General features: G+C 60.1%; 19 protein-coding genes. 7 read left to right on the plus strand and 12 right to left on the minus strand.

Annotation, left to right across the window (positions count from 1 at the left end):
- Positions 1–61: 61 nt before the first annotated feature.
- Positions 62–409, minus strand: a complete 348-nt coding sequence (locus tag ABAC402_RS23300) for a hypothetical protein (RefSeq protein WP_023448061.1) — start codon at positions 407–409, stop codon at positions 62–64.
- 382 nt (positions 410–791) lie between these two features.
- On the opposite strand from ABAC402_RS23300, the gene ABAC402_RS23305 reads away from it, so the two are divergent.
- Positions 792–1,193: a hypothetical protein gene (locus tag ABAC402_RS23305; protein WP_023448062.1), complete on the plus strand. Its 402-nt coding sequence runs from the start codon at positions 792–794 to the stop codon at positions 1,191–1,193.
- On the opposite strand, the gene msrB is transcribed toward ABAC402_RS23305, so the two are convergent.
- Positions 1,180–1,665, minus strand: a complete 486-nt coding sequence (msrB, locus tag ABAC402_RS23310; RefSeq protein WP_023448063.1) for a peptide-methionine (R)-S-oxide reductase MsrB — start codon at positions 1,663–1,665, stop codon at positions 1,180–1,182. The genes ABAC402_RS23305 and msrB overlap by 14 nt on opposite strands.
- A gap of 52 nt (positions 1,666–1,717) precedes the next feature.
- Positions 1,718–2,671 (minus strand): PseG/SpsG family protein, encoded by a 954-nt coding sequence (locus ABAC402_RS23315; protein WP_155847283.1) that lies wholly within the window; start codon positions 2,669–2,671, stop codon positions 1,718–1,720.
- A 117-nt stretch (positions 2,672–2,788) separates the two neighbouring features.
- Between ABAC402_RS23315 and ABAC402_RS23320 the strand changes: the two genes are divergently transcribed.
- The 4 genes from ABAC402_RS23320 to pseF are packed head-to-tail and all read left to right on the plus strand — an operon-like array spanning position 2,789 to position 6,036.
- Positions 2,789–3,439: a bifunctional 2-polyprenyl-6-hydroxyphenol methylase/3-demethylubiquinol 3-O-methyltransferase UbiG gene (locus ABAC402_RS23320; protein WP_023448065.1), complete on the plus strand. Its 651-nt coding sequence runs from the start codon at positions 2,789–2,791 to the stop codon at positions 3,437–3,439.
- Positions 3,436–4,665, plus strand: a complete 1,230-nt coding sequence (locus ABAC402_RS23325) for an FAD/NAD(P)-binding protein (RefSeq protein ID WP_023448066.1) — start codon at positions 3,436–3,438, stop codon at positions 4,663–4,665. The genes ABAC402_RS23320 and ABAC402_RS23325 overlap by 4 nt, the downstream gene beginning before the upstream one ends.
- Positions 4,665–5,351 carry a WbqC family protein gene (locus ABAC402_RS23330; RefSeq protein ID WP_023448067.1) on the plus strand — a complete coding sequence of 229 codons (687 nt, stop codon included), beginning with the start codon at positions 4,665–4,667 and terminating at the stop codon, positions 5,349–5,351. The genes ABAC402_RS23325 and ABAC402_RS23330 overlap by 1 nt, the downstream gene beginning before the upstream one ends.
- Positions 5,344–6,036 carry a pseudaminic acid cytidylyltransferase gene (gene pseF / locus ABAC402_RS23335; RefSeq protein ID WP_023448068.1) on the plus strand — a complete coding sequence of 231 codons (693 nt, stop codon included), beginning with the start codon at positions 5,344–5,346 and terminating at the stop codon, positions 6,034–6,036. The genes ABAC402_RS23330 and pseF overlap by 8 nt, the downstream gene beginning before the upstream one ends.
- A 50-nt stretch (positions 6,037–6,086) precedes the next feature.
- Here pseF and ABAC402_RS23340 read toward each other — a convergent pair whose 3' ends face one another.
- The gene (locus tag ABAC402_RS23340; RefSeq protein WP_031235107.1) at positions 6,087–7,901 is read right to left on the minus strand and encodes a family 43 glycosylhydrolase; all 1,815 of its coding nucleotides are present in this window, start codon (positions 7,899–7,901) and stop codon (positions 6,087–6,089) included.
- Between the two features lie 64 nt (positions 7,902–7,965).
- Positions 7,966–8,598: a trimeric intracellular cation channel family protein gene (locus ABAC402_RS23345; protein ID WP_023448070.1), complete on the minus strand. Its 633-nt coding sequence runs from the start codon at positions 8,596–8,598 to the stop codon at positions 7,966–7,968.
- Between the two features lie 94 nt (positions 8,599–8,692).
- On the opposite strand from ABAC402_RS23345, the gene ABAC402_RS23350 reads away from it, so the two are divergent.
- Positions 8,693–9,535, plus strand: coding sequence for a pirin family protein (locus ABAC402_RS23350; RefSeq protein ID WP_023448071.1), 843 nt, complete (start codon positions 8,693–8,695; stop codon positions 9,533–9,535).
- A 114-nt stretch (positions 9,536–9,649) separates the two neighbouring features.
- On the opposite strand, the gene pseI is transcribed toward ABAC402_RS23350, so the two are convergent.
- The 6 genes from pseI to ABAC402_RS41175 form a co-directional block, all read right to left on the minus strand.
- The gene (pseI, locus tag ABAC402_RS23355; RefSeq protein ID WP_023448072.1) at positions 9,650–10,702 is read right to left on the minus strand and encodes a pseudaminic acid synthase; all 1,053 of its coding nucleotides are present in this window, start codon (positions 10,700–10,702) and stop codon (positions 9,650–9,652) included.
- Positions 10,699–11,898 (minus strand): UDP-4-amino-4,6-dideoxy-N-acetyl-beta-L-altrosamine transaminase, encoded by a 1,200-nt coding sequence (gene pseC / locus ABAC402_RS23360; RefSeq protein WP_023448073.1) that lies wholly within the window; start codon positions 11,896–11,898, stop codon positions 10,699–10,701. The genes pseI and pseC overlap by 4 nt, the downstream gene beginning before the upstream one ends.
- A gap of 235 nt (positions 11,899–12,133) precedes the next feature.
- Entirely contained in the window at positions 12,134–13,186 is a 1,053-nt protein-coding gene (pseB, locus tag ABAC402_RS23370) for a UDP-N-acetylglucosamine 4,6-dehydratase (inverting) (protein WP_031235108.1), read from the minus strand.
- An 82-nt stretch (positions 13,187–13,268) separates the two neighbouring features.
- Complete coding sequence (locus ABAC402_RS23375; protein WP_023448076.1) at positions 13,269–14,033, minus strand: WecB/TagA/CpsF family glycosyltransferase; 765 nt, start codon at positions 14,031–14,033, stop codon at positions 13,269–13,271.
- A 181-nt stretch (positions 14,034–14,214) separates the two neighbouring features.
- Entirely contained in the window at positions 14,215–14,877 is a 663-nt protein-coding gene (locus ABAC402_RS23380) for an OmpA family protein (protein ID WP_031235109.1), read from the minus strand.
- Positions 14,878–15,221: 344 nt separating this feature from the next.
- A complete protein-coding gene (locus ABAC402_RS41175; RefSeq protein WP_304412587.1) occupies positions 15,222–17,018 on the minus strand; it encodes a S1C family serine protease in 1,797 nt (598 codons plus the stop codon).
- Positions 17,019–17,288: 270 nt separating this feature from the next.
- Between ABAC402_RS41175 and ABAC402_RS23390 the strand changes: the two genes are divergently transcribed.
- On the plus strand, positions 17,289–18,236 hold the full coding sequence (locus ABAC402_RS23390; RefSeq protein ID WP_023448079.1) for an isopenicillin N synthase family oxygenase: 948 nt from the start codon (positions 17,289–17,291) through the stop codon (positions 18,234–18,236).
- On the opposite strand, the gene ABAC402_RS40085 is transcribed toward ABAC402_RS23390, so the two are convergent.
- Positions 18,233–18,874: a hypothetical protein gene (locus ABAC402_RS40085; RefSeq protein WP_155847284.1), complete on the minus strand. Its 642-nt coding sequence runs from the start codon at positions 18,872–18,874 to the stop codon at positions 18,233–18,235. The two genes, ABAC402_RS23390 and ABAC402_RS40085, sit on opposite strands and share 4 nt — an antisense overlap.
- Positions 18,875–19,148 lie beyond the last annotated feature (274 nt).

Consider the following 19,148-nt stretch of genomic DNA (forward strand, 5'->3'; position numbering starts at 1 on the left):
AAAAAAGCGGCCTCGGATCAATCCGAGGCCGCTTTCTTTATGCCGCGCGACAAAGAGGGGATCAGTTATCGGCGCGAGCATGGTCCTGGGTCTGGAGGTCAGGGCTGGCGCGGCTGACCGTAAACACCTCGACGCGGTCATAGCGGCCGCGCGCCTTGCCCTCGATCCAGGTCTCACGACCATCGCTCTCTACGCTGTAACGAAAACGTGCTTCGAACCTCGAACCGCCACCCTCACAGAGGATGAGGTCAAGAGAGCGCTCGCCGCTTTGCGGGACATAGTCGCGCGCAGCGTCAGCGATTGCCTGACCAACCACGGCTTCCTGGGTCGAATCACAGTCGGCAAAAGCTGAACCGGCGCCCAGGGCGCACATGCCGGCAACACCGGCAAAAATCACGTGTTTTATCATGGGGAGTACTCCAAATTTTTTCTTGCTTTTGGGCGTCAGCCTGGTCGAGGCGCAACCGTACCCGCGGGACTGCCACCTAAAGATGCGCCATTTCTGCGGGTTTGCAACCGTTTTTTGTCAGTGTTCGGATCTTTTTTGCGTGCGATATAGCCAGACTCATTAATCCGTATAGAGATTATTTGCGGCGCAAAAACCTATATATTAAAGAGTTATACTCATTCTAGGCTGTCATTAATCTCTTGGAGTAAGAATTTTCAAAGCGTATTAAATTTCGACGTTTTCAAACTGGATTCACGTCTCGTGTGATTTTTACTTTCCCGCATACACAGTGTTGCAATGCGGTATAGACTTCCGCTCTCGTCATAATTGGGAGGTATCGTGAATGTCCACCTTGTTCCCCTGGTTCGACTGGCCATCGACCGCCGTACCGAGCAGCCTGAACCAGCCGATACTGCCGGGCTGGTCTTTTCTCACCGTCAACGAGGCCAATTCCTCGGCGCCTGATACCGAAAAGCGAATCGTAGCCCAGGACTCCTATGGCCGTCAGATCGGCCGGCTTATGGATGTGGTCGAGATTCTGGTCCGCGAGGCTGAAAAGACCAATCCCGACCTGTCCGGCGACAAGTGCGTCCAGGACCTGGCCGATCTCAAGGCGCGCATCGACGAGGCCAAGGCCGAGGCGCAGAAAATCCGCCAGGACCGGCTGATCGAAGATCTGTTGGCGCTGAAACGCCAGGACGGTGGCAAGTTCGCCGCCGTTATGAAGGCGGTCAGCCTGCCTTGATCGGCTCACCTTCCGGTGCGCCGCGATGCAGGCGGTCGGGTAGGGTCTCGCCCTCTGGCACAAACTCCATGGCGACGGAATTCAGGCAATAGCGCTGCCCAGTCGGACGCGGGCCGTCTTCGAAGACGTGGCCCAGATGCGAATCGCAGCGGCCACAGCGGATTTCGGTGCGCACCATGCCGTGGGAAACGTCGCGCACGTAATGGATATGGTCCTTGTCGACCGACTGGTAGAAGCTGGGCCAGCCTGAGCCGGAATGGAACTTGGCGCGCGACGAGAACAACGGCAGGTCGCACAGGTTACAGACATAGGTGCCTTCGTCCTCGTACTCGTCGAAACGGCCGCAGAAGGGCGCTTCGGTACCGTGGTTGAGCAGGATGCGGCGCGCTTCCGGATCGAGCCGGGCGGCCAGATTGTCAATCTGGGCAGGAGTCGGTGGGGTCAGGTCGAAACCGAGGGCGGACTTGGTCATGGCGAGGTTCTTTCAAGCTGTTGCGTCTATATACGCGCTCCAGGCGGATTTGTTACCGTCGCGGGGCGAAAATCGCATCGATGACGCGCCCGGCCCCCTCGCCGTCGATCATGGCGTGTGCGTGACGGGCGTTGGTCTCAAGACGTTGAGAGTCGGCAACGAGCTCGCGTACCTGCTCTGCGAAATCTGCCGGCAAACCCGCCCGCGCATCGATCACCGGGAAGGGACACGCCTCCAGTTCAGCCTGCTGATTGTCGTATGCCACGACCGCCACCCCTGCCAGGCCCATGGTGGCGACCTCATTAAGACTGCCGCCTGCGCCCACAACCACCAGCCGCGCACCCGCCAGCACATTCGCCACCGATGGCGGCGAGACGAATAGCTCCATCTGCGGTAAGTCCAGGGCTCGCAGGTTTTTGATCTGCCGGTTGGCCGGGCCGGCGATGACGCGAAGAGCCGTATTCGGGATAGCTTCGTGGATTTGGCGCGCCACCGGACCGGTCAAGCCCGCGGGGTCGCTGCCCCCCAGGGTCACGGCAACAAAGGGTTCCGCATTCGATGTCGCAGACGTCCGGAACTCACGCCGGATCAGGGCGTATTGCGGCCCAAGCAGAAGCTGTGCCGCCGTCCTGCCGGCATAGGTTTCCGGCCTTGCCGCCAAAGCCGGATTGACGATGACGGCACAGTCATAGCGGTCAAGGTTCTCGAGGTCGTCGATCACCGCAACCGGTGCCGCGATGCCTGAAATAAAGGCAGATGTCGCCTCGTAGCTGTCGATCACTACCCGGTCGCCGGGCGTTACGGGGAGTGCGTCAAAGCCCGCCACCACCTCCACCGTGGCGCCGACCGCCCTGCACCGCATACGCACCGCGTCGCTGATCTCATTGATCAGGAAGACCACCGCTATTCCACGCGCCCGCGCTTCCTCGGCCAGCGCAAAACAGCGCATGAAATGGCCCATGCCGATCTCAGGGCCGGCTTCGGTGCGTATCAGAAGACGTGTCATGGCCGTCCAGAAAAGGTTAACCACGTTAACATTAGGTTGAACCTTGTCACCTAACATCGATGCTTCAACAGGAAGCAGCGATTCGCTGCCCTGTCCACACCTGAGCGACAGTGAGCCATGCGTGCGCTGAAAGATATCCAGGGCCTGAAGTTCCCCGACGACTATATCATCCGGCATTTCTACAAGACCGGACTGCAAAACCGCACCGGCCATGTACTGGAGGTCGGTTGCGCCGCCGGCAACAATCTGATGCTCTATGCCGACTACGGTTGGCAGGTTACCGGCGTCGATATCCTTCCCGAAGCCCTGGCCCAGGCACGGCACAATCTGGGCCCCGACGCCCAGCTGATCGAGGCCTCGGCCGATGACGGCCTGCCGGCAGGCATCACGAAACCGGTCGATGTCGTGTTGCTGCCGAATGTTTTGTGCTACCTGCGTGATGGTGGCGTCGCGGCTTTGGCCAAGACCGTCCGTGCTCACGCTGCGCCCGGCGCCAGTCTGTTCGTTCGAACTCGGCTGATCGATGATTATCGCTACGGCAAGGGCGAACCCGCCGGTCCCGACAGCTTTATCCTGGACACAGTTGAGACCGGCGAGGCCGGGCTGTTCCACCGTTTCTACAGCCGCGACGCTCTGGTCGACCTGATCACCGGCGCGTTTGGCGTCGTCAACCCCTCCATCTTCCATATCCGCTTCGACAACCATCAGGCCGGACAATTGATCGCGAACAACAGCGACCTGGTTATCTGGGCGGAGATGGCAAAATGAGCGTCCTGCATATCGTCGGCGGGGGCCTGAGCGGACTGACGGCCGCCCTGATGGCACATGACCAGGGCTGGCGCGAAATCAGGCTTTATGAACGCACGGACGCGGTCGGTGGGGTCGCCCAAAGCCGCATGGCCAAGGGTCACGAGATCCGCACGGGCACCATCTATTTCGCCGACGACCGCGATGCCCAGCTGCAACTCCTGCGTCGCTATGGTCTCAATTTCGAACCTTTCGAAAATCGCTTTGGATCGCTCAGCGAGATAAACGGCAAGAACCATTTCCAATCCGGTTTTGGCAGTCCCGTGGTCACAGTGTCCAATGGAGATATCGCGCTTAAATCTGGCGAGATGACCTCGCTTCAGGACCGCTTCCATCGCTATCCGGTACAGATCGCGCAACGCCTGACCGCCATGGCGCGCTGGCACCTCAATGCCGATCCGGCCACGCTCGACAAGGATGTCGCCATTCCCATGGCGATGAACCGGGTGATTGTCGCCGATGCCGATATCGACACGATGAAACAGCTTAAGCGTCAGGACGCGCTGTACGACGAACTGTACGGCCTGCCGCGCGACGCCTGGGGCTATACGGCCAATGCGACGGCACACCTGCCCGTTGGTGGTTTTCCGCGCCTGTTTGACGATATCCGGCATGTACTGAGCAATCTCAACATCGCCGTCTGCGACCGCAGCCTGATCACCCCCAAGATCGCCCATGATCTTATGACTCGTGGCGAACGGGTCTACTGGTCCGCGAATCCCATGCCGCTGTTCCCGCACGCCGGCATGAAGGCGCCGCACCTGCAGCGCGCCGACTTCCATGTCTTCAGCCTGACCTGCCGCTATGGCCTGAATGCGCCCTTCTATATCCAGAACTTCACCTGCGAAGGCGCTATCTTCCGCCTCTACGCCTATCCAACGGCGACGGTCTCGATCGTCACCCTGGAATGCGTGCGCCCGGCGAACGAGGCCGACCTGCGTCTGGAGGCCAAACGCCTGGTGGCCGATACCCCCATTGCCGATCTGCTGACCGGCGAGGTCGTTCTGGAAGAACGCCAGCCGCGCTGGTTATTCCATACGGTGGACACGGTGGCGGCGCTTGGCGTTTTGCGCAACCACATGGCCGACCGCTATGGCGCGGCCTTCGTCGCCGGCGGCTGGGAACAGTACGCCAAGGCTGCCAAATATGCGGCGCTGCAGACGGCGCTCGACCGGATCGCCGCCTGATGCGGGCAGCCGTCATGCAGCCGACCTACCTGCCCTATATCGGCTATTTTGATCTGATGCGCCGCGTCGATGTCTTTGTCTTCCTCGATGACGTCCAGCTGGAACGGAGGTCCTGGCAAACGCGCAATCGCATCTGTGCCGCGGGCGAAGAACAAATGCTCAGTGTCAGCCTGAGGAAGCATAACCAGACCGACCGGTTGGACGAGGTTTACCTCAATGACGAAGGCGACTGGCGGCGCAAGCATCTCAATGCCATGGAAAACGCCTATCGCAAGCGGCCGGGTTTTGCTGAAGGGCTAGCCTTTATCCGCCCGCACCTGACACCACAGCCGGATCAAAAGCTGAGCGATTTCAACATCGGTATCATCGAGGATGCCGCCCGCCGGCTGGGCATCACGACACCGACCCAACGCGCCTCGGCCCTGGGATGCGGCGGTAAACGGTCGGAACATCTGCTGGCCATCTGCCGGGCGGCGGGGGCGACGGAGTATGTCTCGCCAACCGGCTCGCGCGCCTACATGGAAGAGGAAGGTGTGTTCCGCGGTGCCGGCTTCCCGGTCATCTATTTTAGCCACGAGCCGAAACCTTACCCTCAGGGCACAAGTTTCATAGCCTATATGGCCTTTATCGATGCCGTGATGAACATCGGCTTTGCGGGTCTTGAGGAGTTGCTGGCCGATGCGTAAGCTGTGCGTTATTCCCGCCCGCGGCGGCTCCAAGCGCATTCCGCGCAAGAACGTCAAGCCGTTCCATGGCCGGCCGATGATCAGCTATTCGATCCAGGCGGCACTGGACTGCCGTTTGTTCGATGCGGTGGTGGTGTCGACCGAAGATGAGGAGATCGCCGAGGTTGCCCGCGCCTTTGGTGCCACGACGCCGTTTGTACGTCCTCCGGAGCTTTCCAACGATCATGCGGGTACGGACGATGTCGTCGCCCATGCCATCGCCTGGTGCCGCGATCAGGGTGATGTGTATGACGCCACCTGTTGCATCTATGCGACGGCCCCGTTACTCGATCCGGCGCGGCTGGTCGAAGGCTGGGAACGGCTGCAACAACCCGGCAAACGGTTTGCCTTCAGCGTGACGTCGTTCGCCTTTCCGATACAGAGAGCGCTGTGTCGCACCGCCGGAGATGGGGTGGAAATGTTCCAGCCGCAGCACCTGATGAGCCGGTCACAGGACCTGAAGCCGGCTTTTCATGACGCAGCTCAGTTCTACTGGGGCTGGTCGGAGGCATGGCTGGCGGGGGAGAACATGTATTCCCCGCTGGCCGCGCCGGTGGTCCTGCCGCGCACACAGGTGGTCGATATCGATACACCCGAGGACTGGGACGTGGCGGAAGTGATGTATCGGCTTCTGAAAGCGCTATAGAATCCCCTCTCCCCGGCCTCGCCGGCAGGCAAACGGGGAGAGGTAAAAAATTACGGTAGCTCAACCACTTCGCTCAACACTGAGACGCCGGATTCGTTGAAGGCCTCGACGGCGACATGATACCCCACACCCACCGTCAAAGCCCGCAAGTCGAACGCCGTGCCTTCATCCGCCCATTTCTGATAGGTCAGGGTCAGCCGATCCGGCTTGATCCCCCAGCGGACATTGTAGCCAACCGCGCCCTTGACCGGCTTCCAACTGATCCGCGCCTGCCGCGGGTCGGTATCACGCACAACCTTCAAGCCACTTGGTTTGACCGGCGCCGCCCCGTCCGCGGAGCCGAAAACGCGAAGGTCGCTAATCGCCAGATTAGGCGCGGCAATATGGCCATGGATATAGCGCACGTAGCGCGCCTTCACCGGTGCCGGCAGCTCGAAATAGGCATTGGGCCGGTCGCGCTTTTCTTCGCCCGTATCGGCCAGGCGAGTCCACGTTTTGCCGTCCAGCGAGCTTTCCAGCTTGAATTCGGTGTAGATGTCAGGGCGATCCTCATAGATACCGGACTTGTAGTCGGTATAGTTGACTTGCACCGCCCGCACGGTCTTGGCCGCGCCCAGGTCGAGCGTAAGAGTCTCGCCCGGATTGGCGCTGCCGGCCAGCCAGAAGGTGCGCGGGTCCTCGTCCGTCGTCCTGTCGGGGGTGAATTCGTCCTGGACAGAGGAGGCTACGGCCTTCTTGCGGTAGGACAGCAACATCCAGCCGGTGAACAGCGCATCCGGGTCGTCGATTTTGGCGGTCGGCATGTACTGCGGGAAATCGGCAAAGCGCGCCGAAACCGCCATCTGGCCGTCGTCGTAGAATTTCGCCGGCATCATGTCGATGCGGCGCTCGAAGGTCCAGTTGTAACCGATCCACGGCGTGCCGGTGTTCCAGTAGTTGCCGTGCTTGTCCTGGAAGGTCGAGCCATGGCCGGCGCCTTCGACAAACCCGCCGGGCTTATAGGCCACCGGGTTGTAGTCGGCGTAGGTGAACGGGCCCAGCGGATTGTCGCCGACATAGACGCCATTGCCGTAGACATTATACTCCGTACCCGGAGCCCCGTACTGGAGATAGTATTTGCCGTTGACCTTGTTCATCCACGCACCCTCGGTGAAGGGCTTGATCGGCGTGCCGTTGGCCAGTGTCCCGCTATGGTCCTGGCCGAAGCGTTCCCAGCCATGCTTCTCCGGTTGCAACCAGATGAACTTTTTCGGCTCACCCTTGTAGGCGAAGGGTTTCGGCGTCATTTCGATACCGTAGATCGGATAAACGTTGGACGAGCCCCAGTACATGTACCACTTGCCATCGTCATCGATGAACAGGCCAGGGTCCCAGGGGGATGGCTGGACCTGATCGGGGCGGATCTTGTACTCCTCGCCTTCGCCAACGGCAGTCGGCACGGGCGGCGTGCGGCGAACCCAGAAGTCGAGCTTGCCCGACGCCGGGTCGGTGCTTTTCAGCAGGCTGGAAACGCGCGTGTGCGACTGCATGATGTAGAGGGTCTCACTGTCGGAAATCACGGCCGGCGCCACAATGCTCTCGAACGGCCAGCGCGACGGCGTGACAAAATCCCATTCGATCAGGTTGTCCGACTTCCAGTAACCATCGGCCAGGGTCTGGAACAGGTAGTAGGTTCCCTTGTGCAGGACGATCACCGGATCGGCGCCGGTGCGGTAGGAAATTTTCTCGTTCATCTGCTCGAAATTGTAGCGGTAGTCGATGTCGAGCGGATTGATATAGGTGGTGCGTTCGGCCGTTTTAGCAAAGGATTGGGCGGGCGTGGCGGCAAGCAACAGGGCCGCGAGCATAGCGGTCGTTCTGATCATGACTTCCTCCGTCTTTTGAGGCTGTCTTAGCCTTCGGAAAGGGCCATGTAAACGTTTACTTGAGCTATTCCGCCTTGGGAGGCCGGCTGCCCGGGAAGCCCGGCAGGCTGAGATCATACCGAATAGCCGCCGCACGCAACGCGAACGAGGCGCCAAACCCGGCCAGGGCCGACGGCCAGAAGGCAAGGCCGAAGCCTTGGGCAACGACAAAGACTATGGCCCCCAGTAGCGCGGCGGTGACGTAGATTTCGCGGCGCAGCAGCATGTTGGGTTCGCCAGCCAGGACATCACGGATCACGCCGCCGAAGCAGGTCGTCAGCACCCCCATTACCACCGACGACATCGGATGAACTCCCAGGGACATGGCCTTGGCGGTACCGACGACAGCGTAGCCGGCCAGGCCAAGCGCATCCAGCCACAGCAGGGCGCGAAACCGCCAGCCGCGTTTACCCAGGCTCCACACGATGACGGCGGCCACCAGGCAAACGATGAGATAGCCGGGACGCTGAACCCAGAAGACCGGCGCCCCGATCAGCAGGTCGCGCAGGGTACCACCGCCGACACCGGTGATGGCGGCGAAAAAGGCGAAGGTGATGATGTCATGTTTGCGTTGTGCCGCCGCCAGCGCCCCGGTCGCAGCGAACACGGCGACAGCAGCATAGTCGAGCCAGTAGAGGGCGGTGGCAAAGGCGTCCATGGCCGCGTCTTACCACAGGCCGTAAAGAACTTGCCAGTAGTGGTTGACGCAGGCAGAGCCAAGCCCCAGCTATGCCGTCAGAAGGAGATCCACCATGTCCGTCAGCAAACCCGTCCTGCGCCTGCATCAGGCCATGCGCGACGATATTGGCAACCTGGTGACGCGGCGACCGGTCCCGAACCGGACGCTCAACACTATCGGCGCCTTCCTGTTCCTGAACCACCATGGTCCGCAGACCTACGCGCCCAACAATCGCGGTCTGCCGTTCGGTCCGCATCCCCACCGCGGCTTCGAGACCGTGACCTTCATCCTGGAAGGCGACCTGGCCCATCGCGACTCTGGCGGCCACGAGAGCATTATCCATGCCGGCGGGGTCCAGTGGATGACGGCGGGCTCGGGCCTGGTCCATGAGGAGGTGTCACCCGAGGCCTTCAAGCGCTCGGGGGGGCCGATGGAAATCCTGCAATTGTGGGTCAATCTGCCGGCGCGGCTGAAAATGACCAGGCCTGCCTACACCGGCGTCCAGGCCGACCAAATCCCGACGATTGCGAGCGAGAACACCACTGTTCACTTGGTCTCGGGCGACTATCAGGGCGCGACCGGTGCGATCACCTCCCTGACCGGGGTGTTCATGACCTGGATCGAGCTGAAACCGGGCGGCCGGATCATCTTCGACGGTTTGAAGGATCGCGATGTCTTCTGCTATGTTGTGCGCGGCGATGTCGCGATCAATGGCGTCGATGTTGCCAAATGGAACCTGGTCGAATTCGCCGAGGGTGATCTGGTCGATATTGAAGCCGTCAGCAGAAGTTTGGTCCTGTTCGGCCACGCCGAGCCCATCCGCGAGCCGATCGTCGCCCATGGCCCTTTCGTGATGAACACGCCTCAGGAAATCCACCAGGCCTATGCTGACTATCAGGCCGGGAAATTTGGGTAAAAAGGAAATCCACAGATTACACAGATTACACAGAAAAAATCTGTGAAATCTGTGTAATCTGTGTAATCTGTGGATTTACCTGGCGAAAAAAGCCACGTAAAGGAGGGTCGAAGATCACCCCACCATATCTTCGCTTAGCGGCTCGCCGCGTTCCAGGTCGCGCGATGCCGGCTTTCCCAACACATCCCACAACCGACCCGGTGGCAACCCCAATCCCGGTCGGATCGAGCGCACATTGTCCTTGGTGAAGACCTCGCCCTTACGAACAACCGCCGTCACATACAGCGACCGGCGCACGCTTTTGGAGGCACGTTCCGAGCCCAGCGTATCGTAATGCACCCGGCCCAAAGCCCGCCAGGCATCCTTGCAATCCTTGACCAGGGCGGTGAATTCCGGCGGCTCCAGCGAAAAGCCGGAGTCCGGTCCGCCATCGGCCCGCGCCAGGGTAAAATGCTTTTCGATGACACTGCCGCCCAGGGCAATGCTGGCCACCGATGCCGCCGTGCCAAACGTATGGTCGCTCAAACCCGACACGCAGCCGAACTTATCCCCCAGGTCCGGCACCGTTCGGACATTGGCGTCTTCGATCCGCGACGGATATTCGCTGACGCAATGCAGCAGGACGATCTCGCCGGTGCCGTGCTCGCGCGCGATCTTCACCGCCGCTTCGATCTCGGCATGATTGGCCATGCCCGTCGACATGATTAGCGGCTTGCCCTTGGCGGCCGCGTAGGCAATTAGCGGCAAATCCACCAGCTCAAACGAGGCGATCTTGAATGCCGGCGCCTTCAGATCGTCCAGCAGATCGACCGCCGTATCGTCGAACGGCGACGAAAACAGCGTCACCCCGTGTTTGGCCGCGCGTTCGAACAGGGCCGGGTGCCAGTCCCACGGCGTATGGGCCTCCTGGTACAGGTCGTACAGCGAATAGCCGTCCCACAGCCCGCCATGCAGGAAAAACTCTGGCCGGTCGCATTTCATGGTGATGGTATCGGCGGTGTAGGTCTGGATCTTGATGGCGTCACAGCCGGTTTGCGCCGCTGCGTCGATCAGCAGCAGCGCCCGGTCCAGAGAACCATTGTGGTTTCCCGACAGCTCGCAGATGATATAAGGCTCATGCTCGCGGCCGATTTTCCGGCCGGCAATGGTGACTTCGTGTGCGCTCATGAGGTGAGAACCTCTTGTAAAACCTGGATAGCCCGCTGCGGATCGTCGTCCGCCATATCGGCGTACAGCGGCAGCGACAGGGTGGACTGATAGAATTGATCCGCACCCAGAAGATCACGTTGCGCCAGGGCATGCGTCTGCCAATGGGGCTGGCGGTGTACCGGGATATAGTGGACCTGGGTGCCGATGCCGCGCTCGCGCAATCCGGCAATGACCTGGGCCCGTGTCAGGCCGACGGCGGCAAAGTCGATATTCACCGCGAACAGGTGAAAGACGGGATCGGTGCCTTGCGCCGCCGGCGTCCAGCGCACTGGCAGGTTGGTCGCCGCCAGGGCCTTTTGGTATTCGGCCACCAGTCGGGCGCGTTTGGCGGCGAACTGCGGCAGCCGTTTCAGCTGCGACAGGCCCAGAGCGCAGTTGATGTCCGGCAGGCGATAGTTGAAGCCCAGACATTGTTGTTCGTAAACCCACGGACCTTCGTCGCCCTCGCCATCATAACGCAGACCGACAAAGCGGGCCGGGTCGCGCTCGATGCCGTGCGAGCGCAGCAACCGCAACCGCCGCGACAGGACAGAGTCGTTGGTCGTGATCGCTCCACCTTCGCCGGTCGTCAGGGTCTTGACCGGGTGGAAGGAAAAGGTCGCCATGGTGGATGACTGGCATGAACCGATCGGCCCCTGCGGTCCGCTGCCGCCAATGGCGTGGCATGCGTCCTCCAGAATGAAGGCGCCACGTTCGGTGCACACCTCATGCAGGTGGTTGAGGTCAACCGGCCGGCCGGCATAGTGGACGGGCACCACACCGGCAAAGCGGTAGCCATGATAGTCGCGCTCCAGCATCGAAAGGGCCTGGTCGAACGTCTCATCGGTCATAAGGCCACTCAACGGATCGACATCGGCGAAGAGAACCTGGGCACCGCAATAGGCGACGCAGTTGGCCGACGCGGCAAAAGTCACGGCTGGCACAATCACCACGCATTTCGGCGACAATTCCTCGGTCAGCACGGCCAGATGAAGGGCGGCGGTGCCATTGGCGACGACGACCGCCTCCTTGGCGCCAAAGGCCGCGGCCAGAGCTTTTTCGAACTGATCGACCAGGGGCCCGGTGGTCAGGTAATCGGACTTTAACGCGGCGACCACGGCTTCGATGTCCGAGTCATCGATCGACTGCCGGCCATAGGGGAGGAAGTTGGTCATTGGAAAACCCGTGAACTGCCATCCAACTTTTTATGCTCCCCCATTATACGGGGGAGGTGGATTTTTTGCGTCAGCAAAAAAGTCGGAGGCGGGATTGGGCCCGCCGTAGTGTCGCTTGCCTTGCCCTTAGCGCCAAGGAATCCCCCCAGCGTCCGCTCGCCTTGCTCGCAGCCCATCGGCTCCGCCAAACCCCCGTACAACGGGGTAGTATAAGAAAGAATGGGTGCGCCCAACCTCATTCCAGATAGGCCTTCATCATGCCGCGGATGCCGTCGGCATCCAGCCGCTCCTCATTGACGTCGGAGGCGTAACAAAAATCCTCCGCCACCTTCCGGCTGCCGGCAAACTCGGCAAACGAGGTGCGGGTGTATTCGACGAATTCCGGCTCGATGATGTAACGATCGTCCAGTTCATAGGTCGCACGGGCATCGTCGGCCGAGATCATCATCTCATGCAGCTTTTCGCCCGGACGGATGCCGATGACGGTATGGCCGGCCTCGGGCGCCATGGCGATCGCCAGGTCGGTCACCAGTGTCGCCGGAATTTTCGGCACGAAAATCTCCCCGCCCTGGGTCAGCTCCAGGCATGACAGAACAAACGCCACGCCCTGATCCAGGGAGATCCAGAACCGCGTCATCCGGGGATCGGTGATCGGCAGCTCCTTCGCGCCCTGGGCCAGCAGGCGCTTGAAATAGGGCACGACAGACCCACGCGAGCCGACGACATTGCCATAGCGGACAACACAGAAGCGGCTGCCGATGTCGCCCGACAAATTGTTGGCGGCGACGAAGATCTTGTCGGAGGCCAGCTTGGTGGCGCCATAAAGGTTAATCGGCGAACAGGCCTTGTCGGTGGACAGGGCGACGATGCGCTGGACGCGGTTATGCAGGCAGGCCCAGACGACGTTTTCGGCGCCGTTGACATTGGTGGCGATGCATTCCGAAGGGTTGTATTCTGCCGCCGGCACCTGTTTCAGTGCGGCGGCATGGATGACAACATCGACGCCTCGGAACGCCAGCTCCAGCCGCGCCCGGTCGCGGACGTCGCCGAGAAAGAAGCGCATCCTGGACATCTTGTCCTTGGGAAAGGTCTCCTCAAGATCGTTGCGCATCTCATACTGTTTCAGTTCGTCGCGCGACAGGATGATAACCTTGCGCGGGTCGTACTGAGACAGCAGGGTCTGGACCATCCTGCGGCCGAAGCTGCCGGTACCGCCGGTTATGAGGATGACCTTGCCCTTGACGGGGTCGATCTTGGGAGAGAAGTCACGGTAAAGCGATGCGGTCATGGTGGCCTGCGCAACTGAGAATCCCGCCATGGTGGCGTCTCGCTATTAAGACCGCGTTAACGATAAAAATTAACGGATGTCTCTATACCGGCCGCCGGCGGCGTGTCAGGTCGCGCAGGGCCTGGGGCAGCAGAAACCACGGTTCGATGAAATAACGCTCGAACAGGCGCTTCGGGTCGGCGAGGAAGCGCGCCAGCCATTCGACGCCCAGCTTTCCGGTCCAGCGCGGTGGGATAAACTGAACACCGGCCTCATAGTCGAAGGCAGCCCCGACAGGCAGGATAACGCATGCAGGCAGACGGTGGCGGTTGGCGAGTATCCAGGCTTCCTGGCGCGGCATACCCATGCCGACAAACAGAATGTGCGGTCGTTTGGCGTGGATATCGGCGATCAGGGCGTCGTTGTCGGCGCCGTTCATGTCGAAGAAGCCGCTGTGGGTGTCGACCTGGGCGTGAGGATAGCGTTTCAGGATGCCGGCCTTGGAGGCGGCATTGTATTCCGGTGCTCCGCCGACGTGGTAGACGCGCCAGTTACTGGCCTGGGCGCGGGCCCAGAAATCTTCGCGGTAGTCGAGATAGGTGACGCGGTGGGCGCGTGACACCTTGTGGCCCAGCAGCTTGGCCCAGGCGATCATCGGGGTGGAGTCGATTTCGATAAGGTCGGCCTGGGCGTAGAAGGCGCGCATGTCGGCGCGGCGTTGGTAGAGATACAGGCTATGGAGATTGTGGTTGGCCACGATCGCGCTGTCGCCCGCGGCGATTTTGGCGGCGGCGAAGTCCAGCATCTGGGCCGAGGTGACGGTGTCGACCTCGGCGCCGAGCAACGAAAAGCGGCAGGGTGTGTCCATGCCGCTTAAGGTAGGCGAATGAGGTTGGGATTTCGTGAGAAAGAATAGTTAACGGGGTGAGGAGCGCCGTTTTGCCCGAAGGGCAAAACGGATGGAATCGACCCGGTGGGTCGATTCCCGCGACGAACGCCCGGCGCTACGTGACGGGCTAGGGGTCACGGCCCCCTCGACCCCGTTACCATTATTCCTGAATCGGCCGCAGCGTAATCTCGACGCGACGGTTGCGCGCACGGCCATCCGCCGTGTCATTGCTGGCGATCGGCGACGACTCACCCGCGCCGGCGACATAGATCCGCTCCGACTTGACCTTCTGGCCCACCAGATACCCGGCCACCGCATTGGCGCGACGTTCCGACAGGTCCATGTTGAACGCATCCGTGCCCTGGCTGTCGGCATGGCCGACAACATCGATATAGGTCGAAGGATACTGGTTCAGGATCGTTGCCACGTCATTCAGAACCGGCATGAAGCCGCCGTTCAGATCGGCCGAACCCGACGAGAAGGTCACGTCGCCCGGCATGGACAGAATGATGTTGTCGCCCGAGCGCGTGACATAGACGTTGCGGCCTTCCAGCTCAGCGCGCAGGTCCTTGTTCTGGCGGTCCATGTAGGCGCCAACCCCGGCGCCGGCCAGCGCACCGATACCGGCGCCCAGAACGGCATTCTTGCGGGCCTGCTCGCCCTTTTTGTTCGAAAGACCACCGACGACAGCGCCGATGCCGGCGCCGATCAGGGCGCCCGTCTTGGTATTGGACCGGGTTTGCACGCCGTTGCTGGTATCGATGGTTTCACAGGCTGTGAGCACCATTGCTGTACCCGTGAGGAGGAGGAGAATCTTACGCATCGTGTCGTTCCTTTTATGGTTCCCGATCGGGATTATTGCCGCCGGAGGTAACTCGTGGTGACACGACACCCCTCCCCAGGCAATCCGATTCCCGCCGGGAAATTGTTAGAAATCAGTAAGTTTGCGGAACGAAACTCTACGCATTCGAAGTGTTCCGCCGGTCACTTCCTGATACGCTTACTGGTACACGCACGCAACTGAACACAGGATGAAGGCGCTGTTGGGGCAAAAAACAGCCTGTCCGAAAAACGAAAACCAATTCAAAATGATTCAAGCGGAGTCGAAAAGGGCTGGTTTCGAGAACCAGAAAGCGCAGAAAACGGCCCTTTGCAGACCAGCATTCATCATTTTTCACCGACGCTTTTCTGGCAACGCCATACAGTATGGCTTTCGGGCGTCATGGTCAGGAAACTCTGCGACAGGTTACGCACCTTGGCCAGATTGTCCGCCAGTTGCGAGGAAGCGCCGGCATCGGTCTTGGTGACGCAACGCAATGACCCAAACGCTGCCTTCTGCGCCTGATAGGTCTTGTATTGTTCGGTTTCCAGGCGGTACTCGCGGCGCTGGAAGGTGCCCCCATCGGCGGAAATCTCGATCCGCGCCGCAATCGGGCTGGTTTCGCTTAGAACATAGCGCACCAGAGAGCCATCCTCCTGACGCTCATAAGCCGTCTTGCCGTTGACGCAGGCGTGGACAGCATCGAATTCGAAATCGATCGGACCAGCATCCTTCACCATCTGTGACGACGCCCCCTTGTCGGCCTCGCACACCATATGGACCATGCCCTCGGCGACAGCGGTCGCCGGCGCCTTGTTCGGCGAAAGACGCCGGTAGATGTCGCGATCCTTGACCAGGAAAACGACGATCACCGTGACAACCATGACGCCCAGGGCGATCCAGCCCCACGGAATCGGGTGCTTGAGTTTAGGCTTGACCGGGGTAGCCGGCCTGGCCGGCTTGGTCTTCTCGACCTTGGCCGGCTTGACCTTTTCCGACAAGGGCTCGCCGGACCAGGCGGTCGGCGCATCCGGTTCCTTATGATGTGCCTCGACACGATGACGCATTTCGCGGCGGACGATCAGGCCAATCAGCACCAGGACCAGGATCGAGAGTACCACCATGGCAGCCAGTTGCAGCCGCTCCATTACCGCCCTGTCAGCCTCGGCCTTGCGCTGCTCGGCACGGCGTTCCTCCTGGGCAGCGGCCTGACCGGCCAGGACGCGCGCCAGGGCATCGTCCTTGACGATTTCGTCCTCGCTCTTGGCGTAACAGGGCGACGACGTCGTCTGCGGCTTGACACCCGCCGAATTCAGAAAGGTGTTCAGCGCTGACACATGGGTGGCGACGAACTGACCGGCTGCCACATCCAGGTCCCCACCGGCAGAAAGCGTAGACGGCGCTGTCCAGGTATTGACGCCGACCAGCTGGCCGCATTCGTTCAGCAGCGGTCCACCCGAATTGCCGTGATTGATCGAGGCTGTGTGAAACAGGGTGTCGACGCGAGCGCCGTCGGGATTTGTGCTCGCAAACAGCGCGATCGACCCTTGGGTGACATAGGCGTCTGCCGGTTCCAGCAGGGCAGTGCCCGACCGGTTCAGCAGGTGATCGGTGATGTCGGGATAGCCCATCGAGACGACGCGCTCGTTCTTGTACGGCGTCAGATAGAGCTTGATCGGCGGTATTTTCAGCCCAGGCGCCTGCAGCAGGGCCAGGTCGCCCTCGATCCACGTCTTGCCCAGCTGGACCGGCTGGTAGGTCGCGCCGGAATCCTTGTGCGGGACGATATAGATGTCGGCCGAGGAGGCTTCCGGCGGCACCTCGACGACGTGAAAGTTGGTAACGATATAGCCCGGCGCCACGACAAAGCCCGAGCCCATGCCGACGGTATCGAGCGGTTGGCCGCCGAAGCCGCGATAGATGACCAGGACGCGGACGACCGCCTGTTCCGACGTTTTCAGCGCCTTGGTCGAATTAACCGGCTGCAGGTCGGGATCGATACTGAGGGAATCGGCGGCGCTGCTTTGCGCCCTCACCGTATTGGCGGGTCCGACCACCACGCCGATAACCAGGCAAGAGACTGCCACGGCTGCGGCTAGAATCGCGCCGGCGCTGAAGCCAAAACCGCCCAATCGAAAAGCCAACGCAGTTACCCTGTATAGAAGACGGCGCACGTTTTTGTGATAAATGTTAATAACCGGTTTCCAGGCAAAAAGCACCCCCCGCAGTGTGCATTTGATTCAAAGCAAGTCCTGAAGCCGCAAGGGTGTGATATTTTGGATCGCCTGCCCAGTGACGACTTGCGTCTGCGCCTTGTCCGGCCTATGGTTTTTCGCCGAATTTTGATAGGCTGATAAGTTTTTTTCTGCAGCTTCCCGGCAAGTTTTCGCCCGCCTTTTCAAAGGATCCCGGCCATGCCCGACTCCGCGTCCGTTTCCGCCATTCCGCCGGTGCCTTTGGCCCTTTACGAATCGGATTTCGAAACGTTTTCGGCACGCCTGGGGGCAGCGTTCGCGCGATATGGTTTTGCGGTCCTGGGCGATCATGGCGTCGACCCGGCGCTGTTGAAGCGGGTGGATGTGGCGACCAAGGCCTTCTTTGCTTTGCCCGAAGCGGTGAAGACCAGCTATCATCGCAAGGGCCAGGGCGGCGCACGCGGATATACGCCGTTCGGGGTCGAAACGGCAAAGGGCTATTCAGCGCACGATCTGAAGGAGTTCTATCACGTCGGCCGCGATCTGCCGGAAGGACATCCGTATCGCGACCATATGGCGGATAACATCTGGCCGGAGGTTCAGGATTTCCACGAGAGCTCCTATGAGTTGTACACGGCTCTGGACACGCTCGGGAAGAAGGTTTTGCGGGCGATTGCGGTCTATCTGGGCCTGGAGAAAGAGTTTTTCACGCCGCTGGTCAAGGACGGCAACAGCGTTCTGCGGTTGCTACACTATCCGCCGGTCAATACGCCGGGCGAGAGCGTGCGCGCCGGCGCTCATGGCGATATCAATGTCATCACCTTGTTGCTGGGCGCGGAAGAGCCAGGCCTGCAACTTCTGGACCGGGATGGTCAGTGGCTGCCGATCACGCCGCCGCAAAACTGCATCGTGTGTAATATCGGCGATATGCTGTCACGGCTGACCAATGGCTTCCTGCCATCGACGGTGCACCGGGTAGTCAATCCGGCGGAAGCGCGCAAGGATTTCTCGCGCTATTCGACGCCGTTTTTTCTGCATTTCGAGAGCCCGTATGTGATCAGGACTCTGCCGAACTGTATTTCGCAGGATCGTCCGGATCAGTTCCCGGAGCCGATCACGGCACATGAGTTTTTGCAACTGCGCATTCGGGAAATTAAACTAGCTTAGGCTGTTATAGCTCTCAGCGCATAATCCTTGATCTTGTCGCGGTCATCCTTGGAAAAGCCGAACGCGGACGTCCAATGTGGCGTTATAAGCCATGGGGTTCCATCGGGCAAAACATGGTGCTCAATCAATGTACCTCGGCGTCCAGGCACTGATTGGATAAGGGTCAAATCATAATGCTCTCGTGCATATCCTGACCAGGTAAGCCCCGGCTGAAGCACGATTTTTGGACTATGAAAAGCGATCAAACGTTTATTGAGCTTGGCGCAAAAACTTAGATCGTTCTCGAAAAGGTTTTTCTCGCAATCGTTCACGCGTTGCCGAAGGACGCCCAGATTGTTCGAACTCCAGAAAAATAGTTCGGACATTACCCAGCTTTTGCCTAATGGTGCAGAAAATTCCTCGCATAAGCTACGCCAACGATTCTTTGAATTGGGAGATATGTTATCTTTATGCTTTGGATTTTCTCCTGGATTCATGCCCATTATTATGACGTCAACTGGCTCTTCCGCCTGAATTGCTCGGTCGCCTAAATCAATCGCGTTATACAAGAATCCTGCACACTGTTGAAGATGGGGATGCGCATCCTGGTAAGCACAAATCTCGCCGAGTGCGTTTTGCATGTCCGTCAAACTTACCATGTTTCCTCTCGGTTTATTGAAGTCCGTGACATGAAAAAAGTATATTTACCAATATCTTATCCATCCCCGTTATACAGGAAGGTGGATCATTTGCGGTTAGCAAATGAGACGGTGGGGGATTTGGCCCGCCGACGATTCTCCTGATGTTCCATCCAGCCGCGTAGCGTGAAATCTAGCACTGTCGAGCCATGGGGTTTGAGTCTGCGGCTCCAAGCCTTCCCTTTCCATTTCTTGACCTTCGCCTCAAAGGGGCAAGGTCAAGAAAGGAAAAGTA

The organism is Asticcacaulis sp. AC402, from assembly GCF_000495835.1.
Taxonomy (GTDB): domain Bacteria; phylum Pseudomonadota; class Alphaproteobacteria; order Caulobacterales; family Caulobacteraceae; genus Asticcacaulis.

What these genes read in the sequence shown, in the direction of transcription:
- ABAC402_RS23300 (WP_023448061.1), bottom strand. Translation starts at nt 409, where the DNA reads ATGATAAAACACGTGATTTTTGCCGGTGTTGCCGGCATGTGCGCCCTG.
- ABAC402_RS23305 (WP_023448062.1), top strand. Translation starts at nt 792, where the DNA reads ATGTCCACCTTGTTCCCCTGGTTCGACTGGCCATCGACCGCCGTACCG.
- msrB (WP_023448063.1), bottom strand. Translation starts at nt 1,665, where the DNA reads ATGACCAAGTCCGCCCTCGGTTTCGACCTGACCCCACCGACTCCTGCC.
- ABAC402_RS23315 (WP_155847283.1), bottom strand. Translation starts at nt 2,671, where the DNA reads ATGACACGTCTTCTGATACGCACCGAAGCCGGCCCTGAGATCGGCATG.
- ABAC402_RS23320 (WP_023448065.1), top strand. Translation starts at nt 2,789, where the DNA reads ATGCGTGCGCTGAAAGATATCCAGGGCCTGAAGTTCCCCGACGACTAT.
- ABAC402_RS23325 (WP_023448066.1), top strand. Translation starts at nt 3,436, where the DNA reads ATGAGCGTCCTGCATATCGTCGGCGGGGGCCTGAGCGGACTGACGGCC.
- ABAC402_RS23330 (WP_023448067.1), top strand. Translation starts at nt 4,665, where the DNA reads ATGCGGGCAGCCGTCATGCAGCCGACCTACCTGCCCTATATCGGCTAT.
- pseF (WP_023448068.1), top strand. Translation starts at nt 5,344, where the DNA reads ATGCGTAAGCTGTGCGTTATTCCCGCCCGCGGCGGCTCCAAGCGCATT.
- ABAC402_RS23340 (WP_031235107.1), bottom strand. Translation starts at nt 7,901, where the DNA reads ATGATCAGAACGACCGCTATGCTCGCGGCCCTGTTGCTTGCCGCCACG.
- ABAC402_RS23345 (WP_023448070.1), bottom strand. Translation starts at nt 8,598, where the DNA reads ATGGACGCCTTTGCCACCGCCCTCTACTGGCTCGACTATGCTGCTGTC.
- ABAC402_RS23350 (WP_023448071.1), top strand. Translation starts at nt 8,693, where the DNA reads ATGTCCGTCAGCAAACCCGTCCTGCGCCTGCATCAGGCCATGCGCGAC.
- pseI (WP_023448072.1), bottom strand. Translation starts at nt 10,702, where the DNA reads ATGAGCGCACACGAAGTCACCATTGCCGGCCGGAAAATCGGCCGCGAG.
- pseC (WP_023448073.1), bottom strand. Translation starts at nt 11,898, where the DNA reads ATGACCAACTTCCTCCCCTATGGCCGGCAGTCGATCGATGACTCGGAC.
- pseB (WP_031235108.1), bottom strand. Translation starts at nt 13,186, where the DNA reads ATGACCGCATCGCTTTACCGTGACTTCTCTCCCAAGATCGACCCCGTC.
- ABAC402_RS23375 (WP_023448076.1), bottom strand. Translation starts at nt 14,033, where the DNA reads ATGGACACACCCTGCCGCTTTTCGTTGCTCGGCGCCGAGGTCGACACC.
- ABAC402_RS23380 (WP_031235109.1), bottom strand. Translation starts at nt 14,877, where the DNA reads ATGCGTAAGATTCTCCTCCTCCTCACGGGTACAGCAATGGTGCTCACA.
- ABAC402_RS23390 (WP_023448079.1), top strand. Translation starts at nt 17,289, where the DNA reads ATGCCCGACTCCGCGTCCGTTTCCGCCATTCCGCCGGTGCCTTTGGCC.
- ABAC402_RS40085 (WP_155847284.1), bottom strand. Translation starts at nt 18,874, where the DNA reads ATGGTAAGTTTGACGGACATGCAAAACGCACTCGGCGAGATTTGTGCT.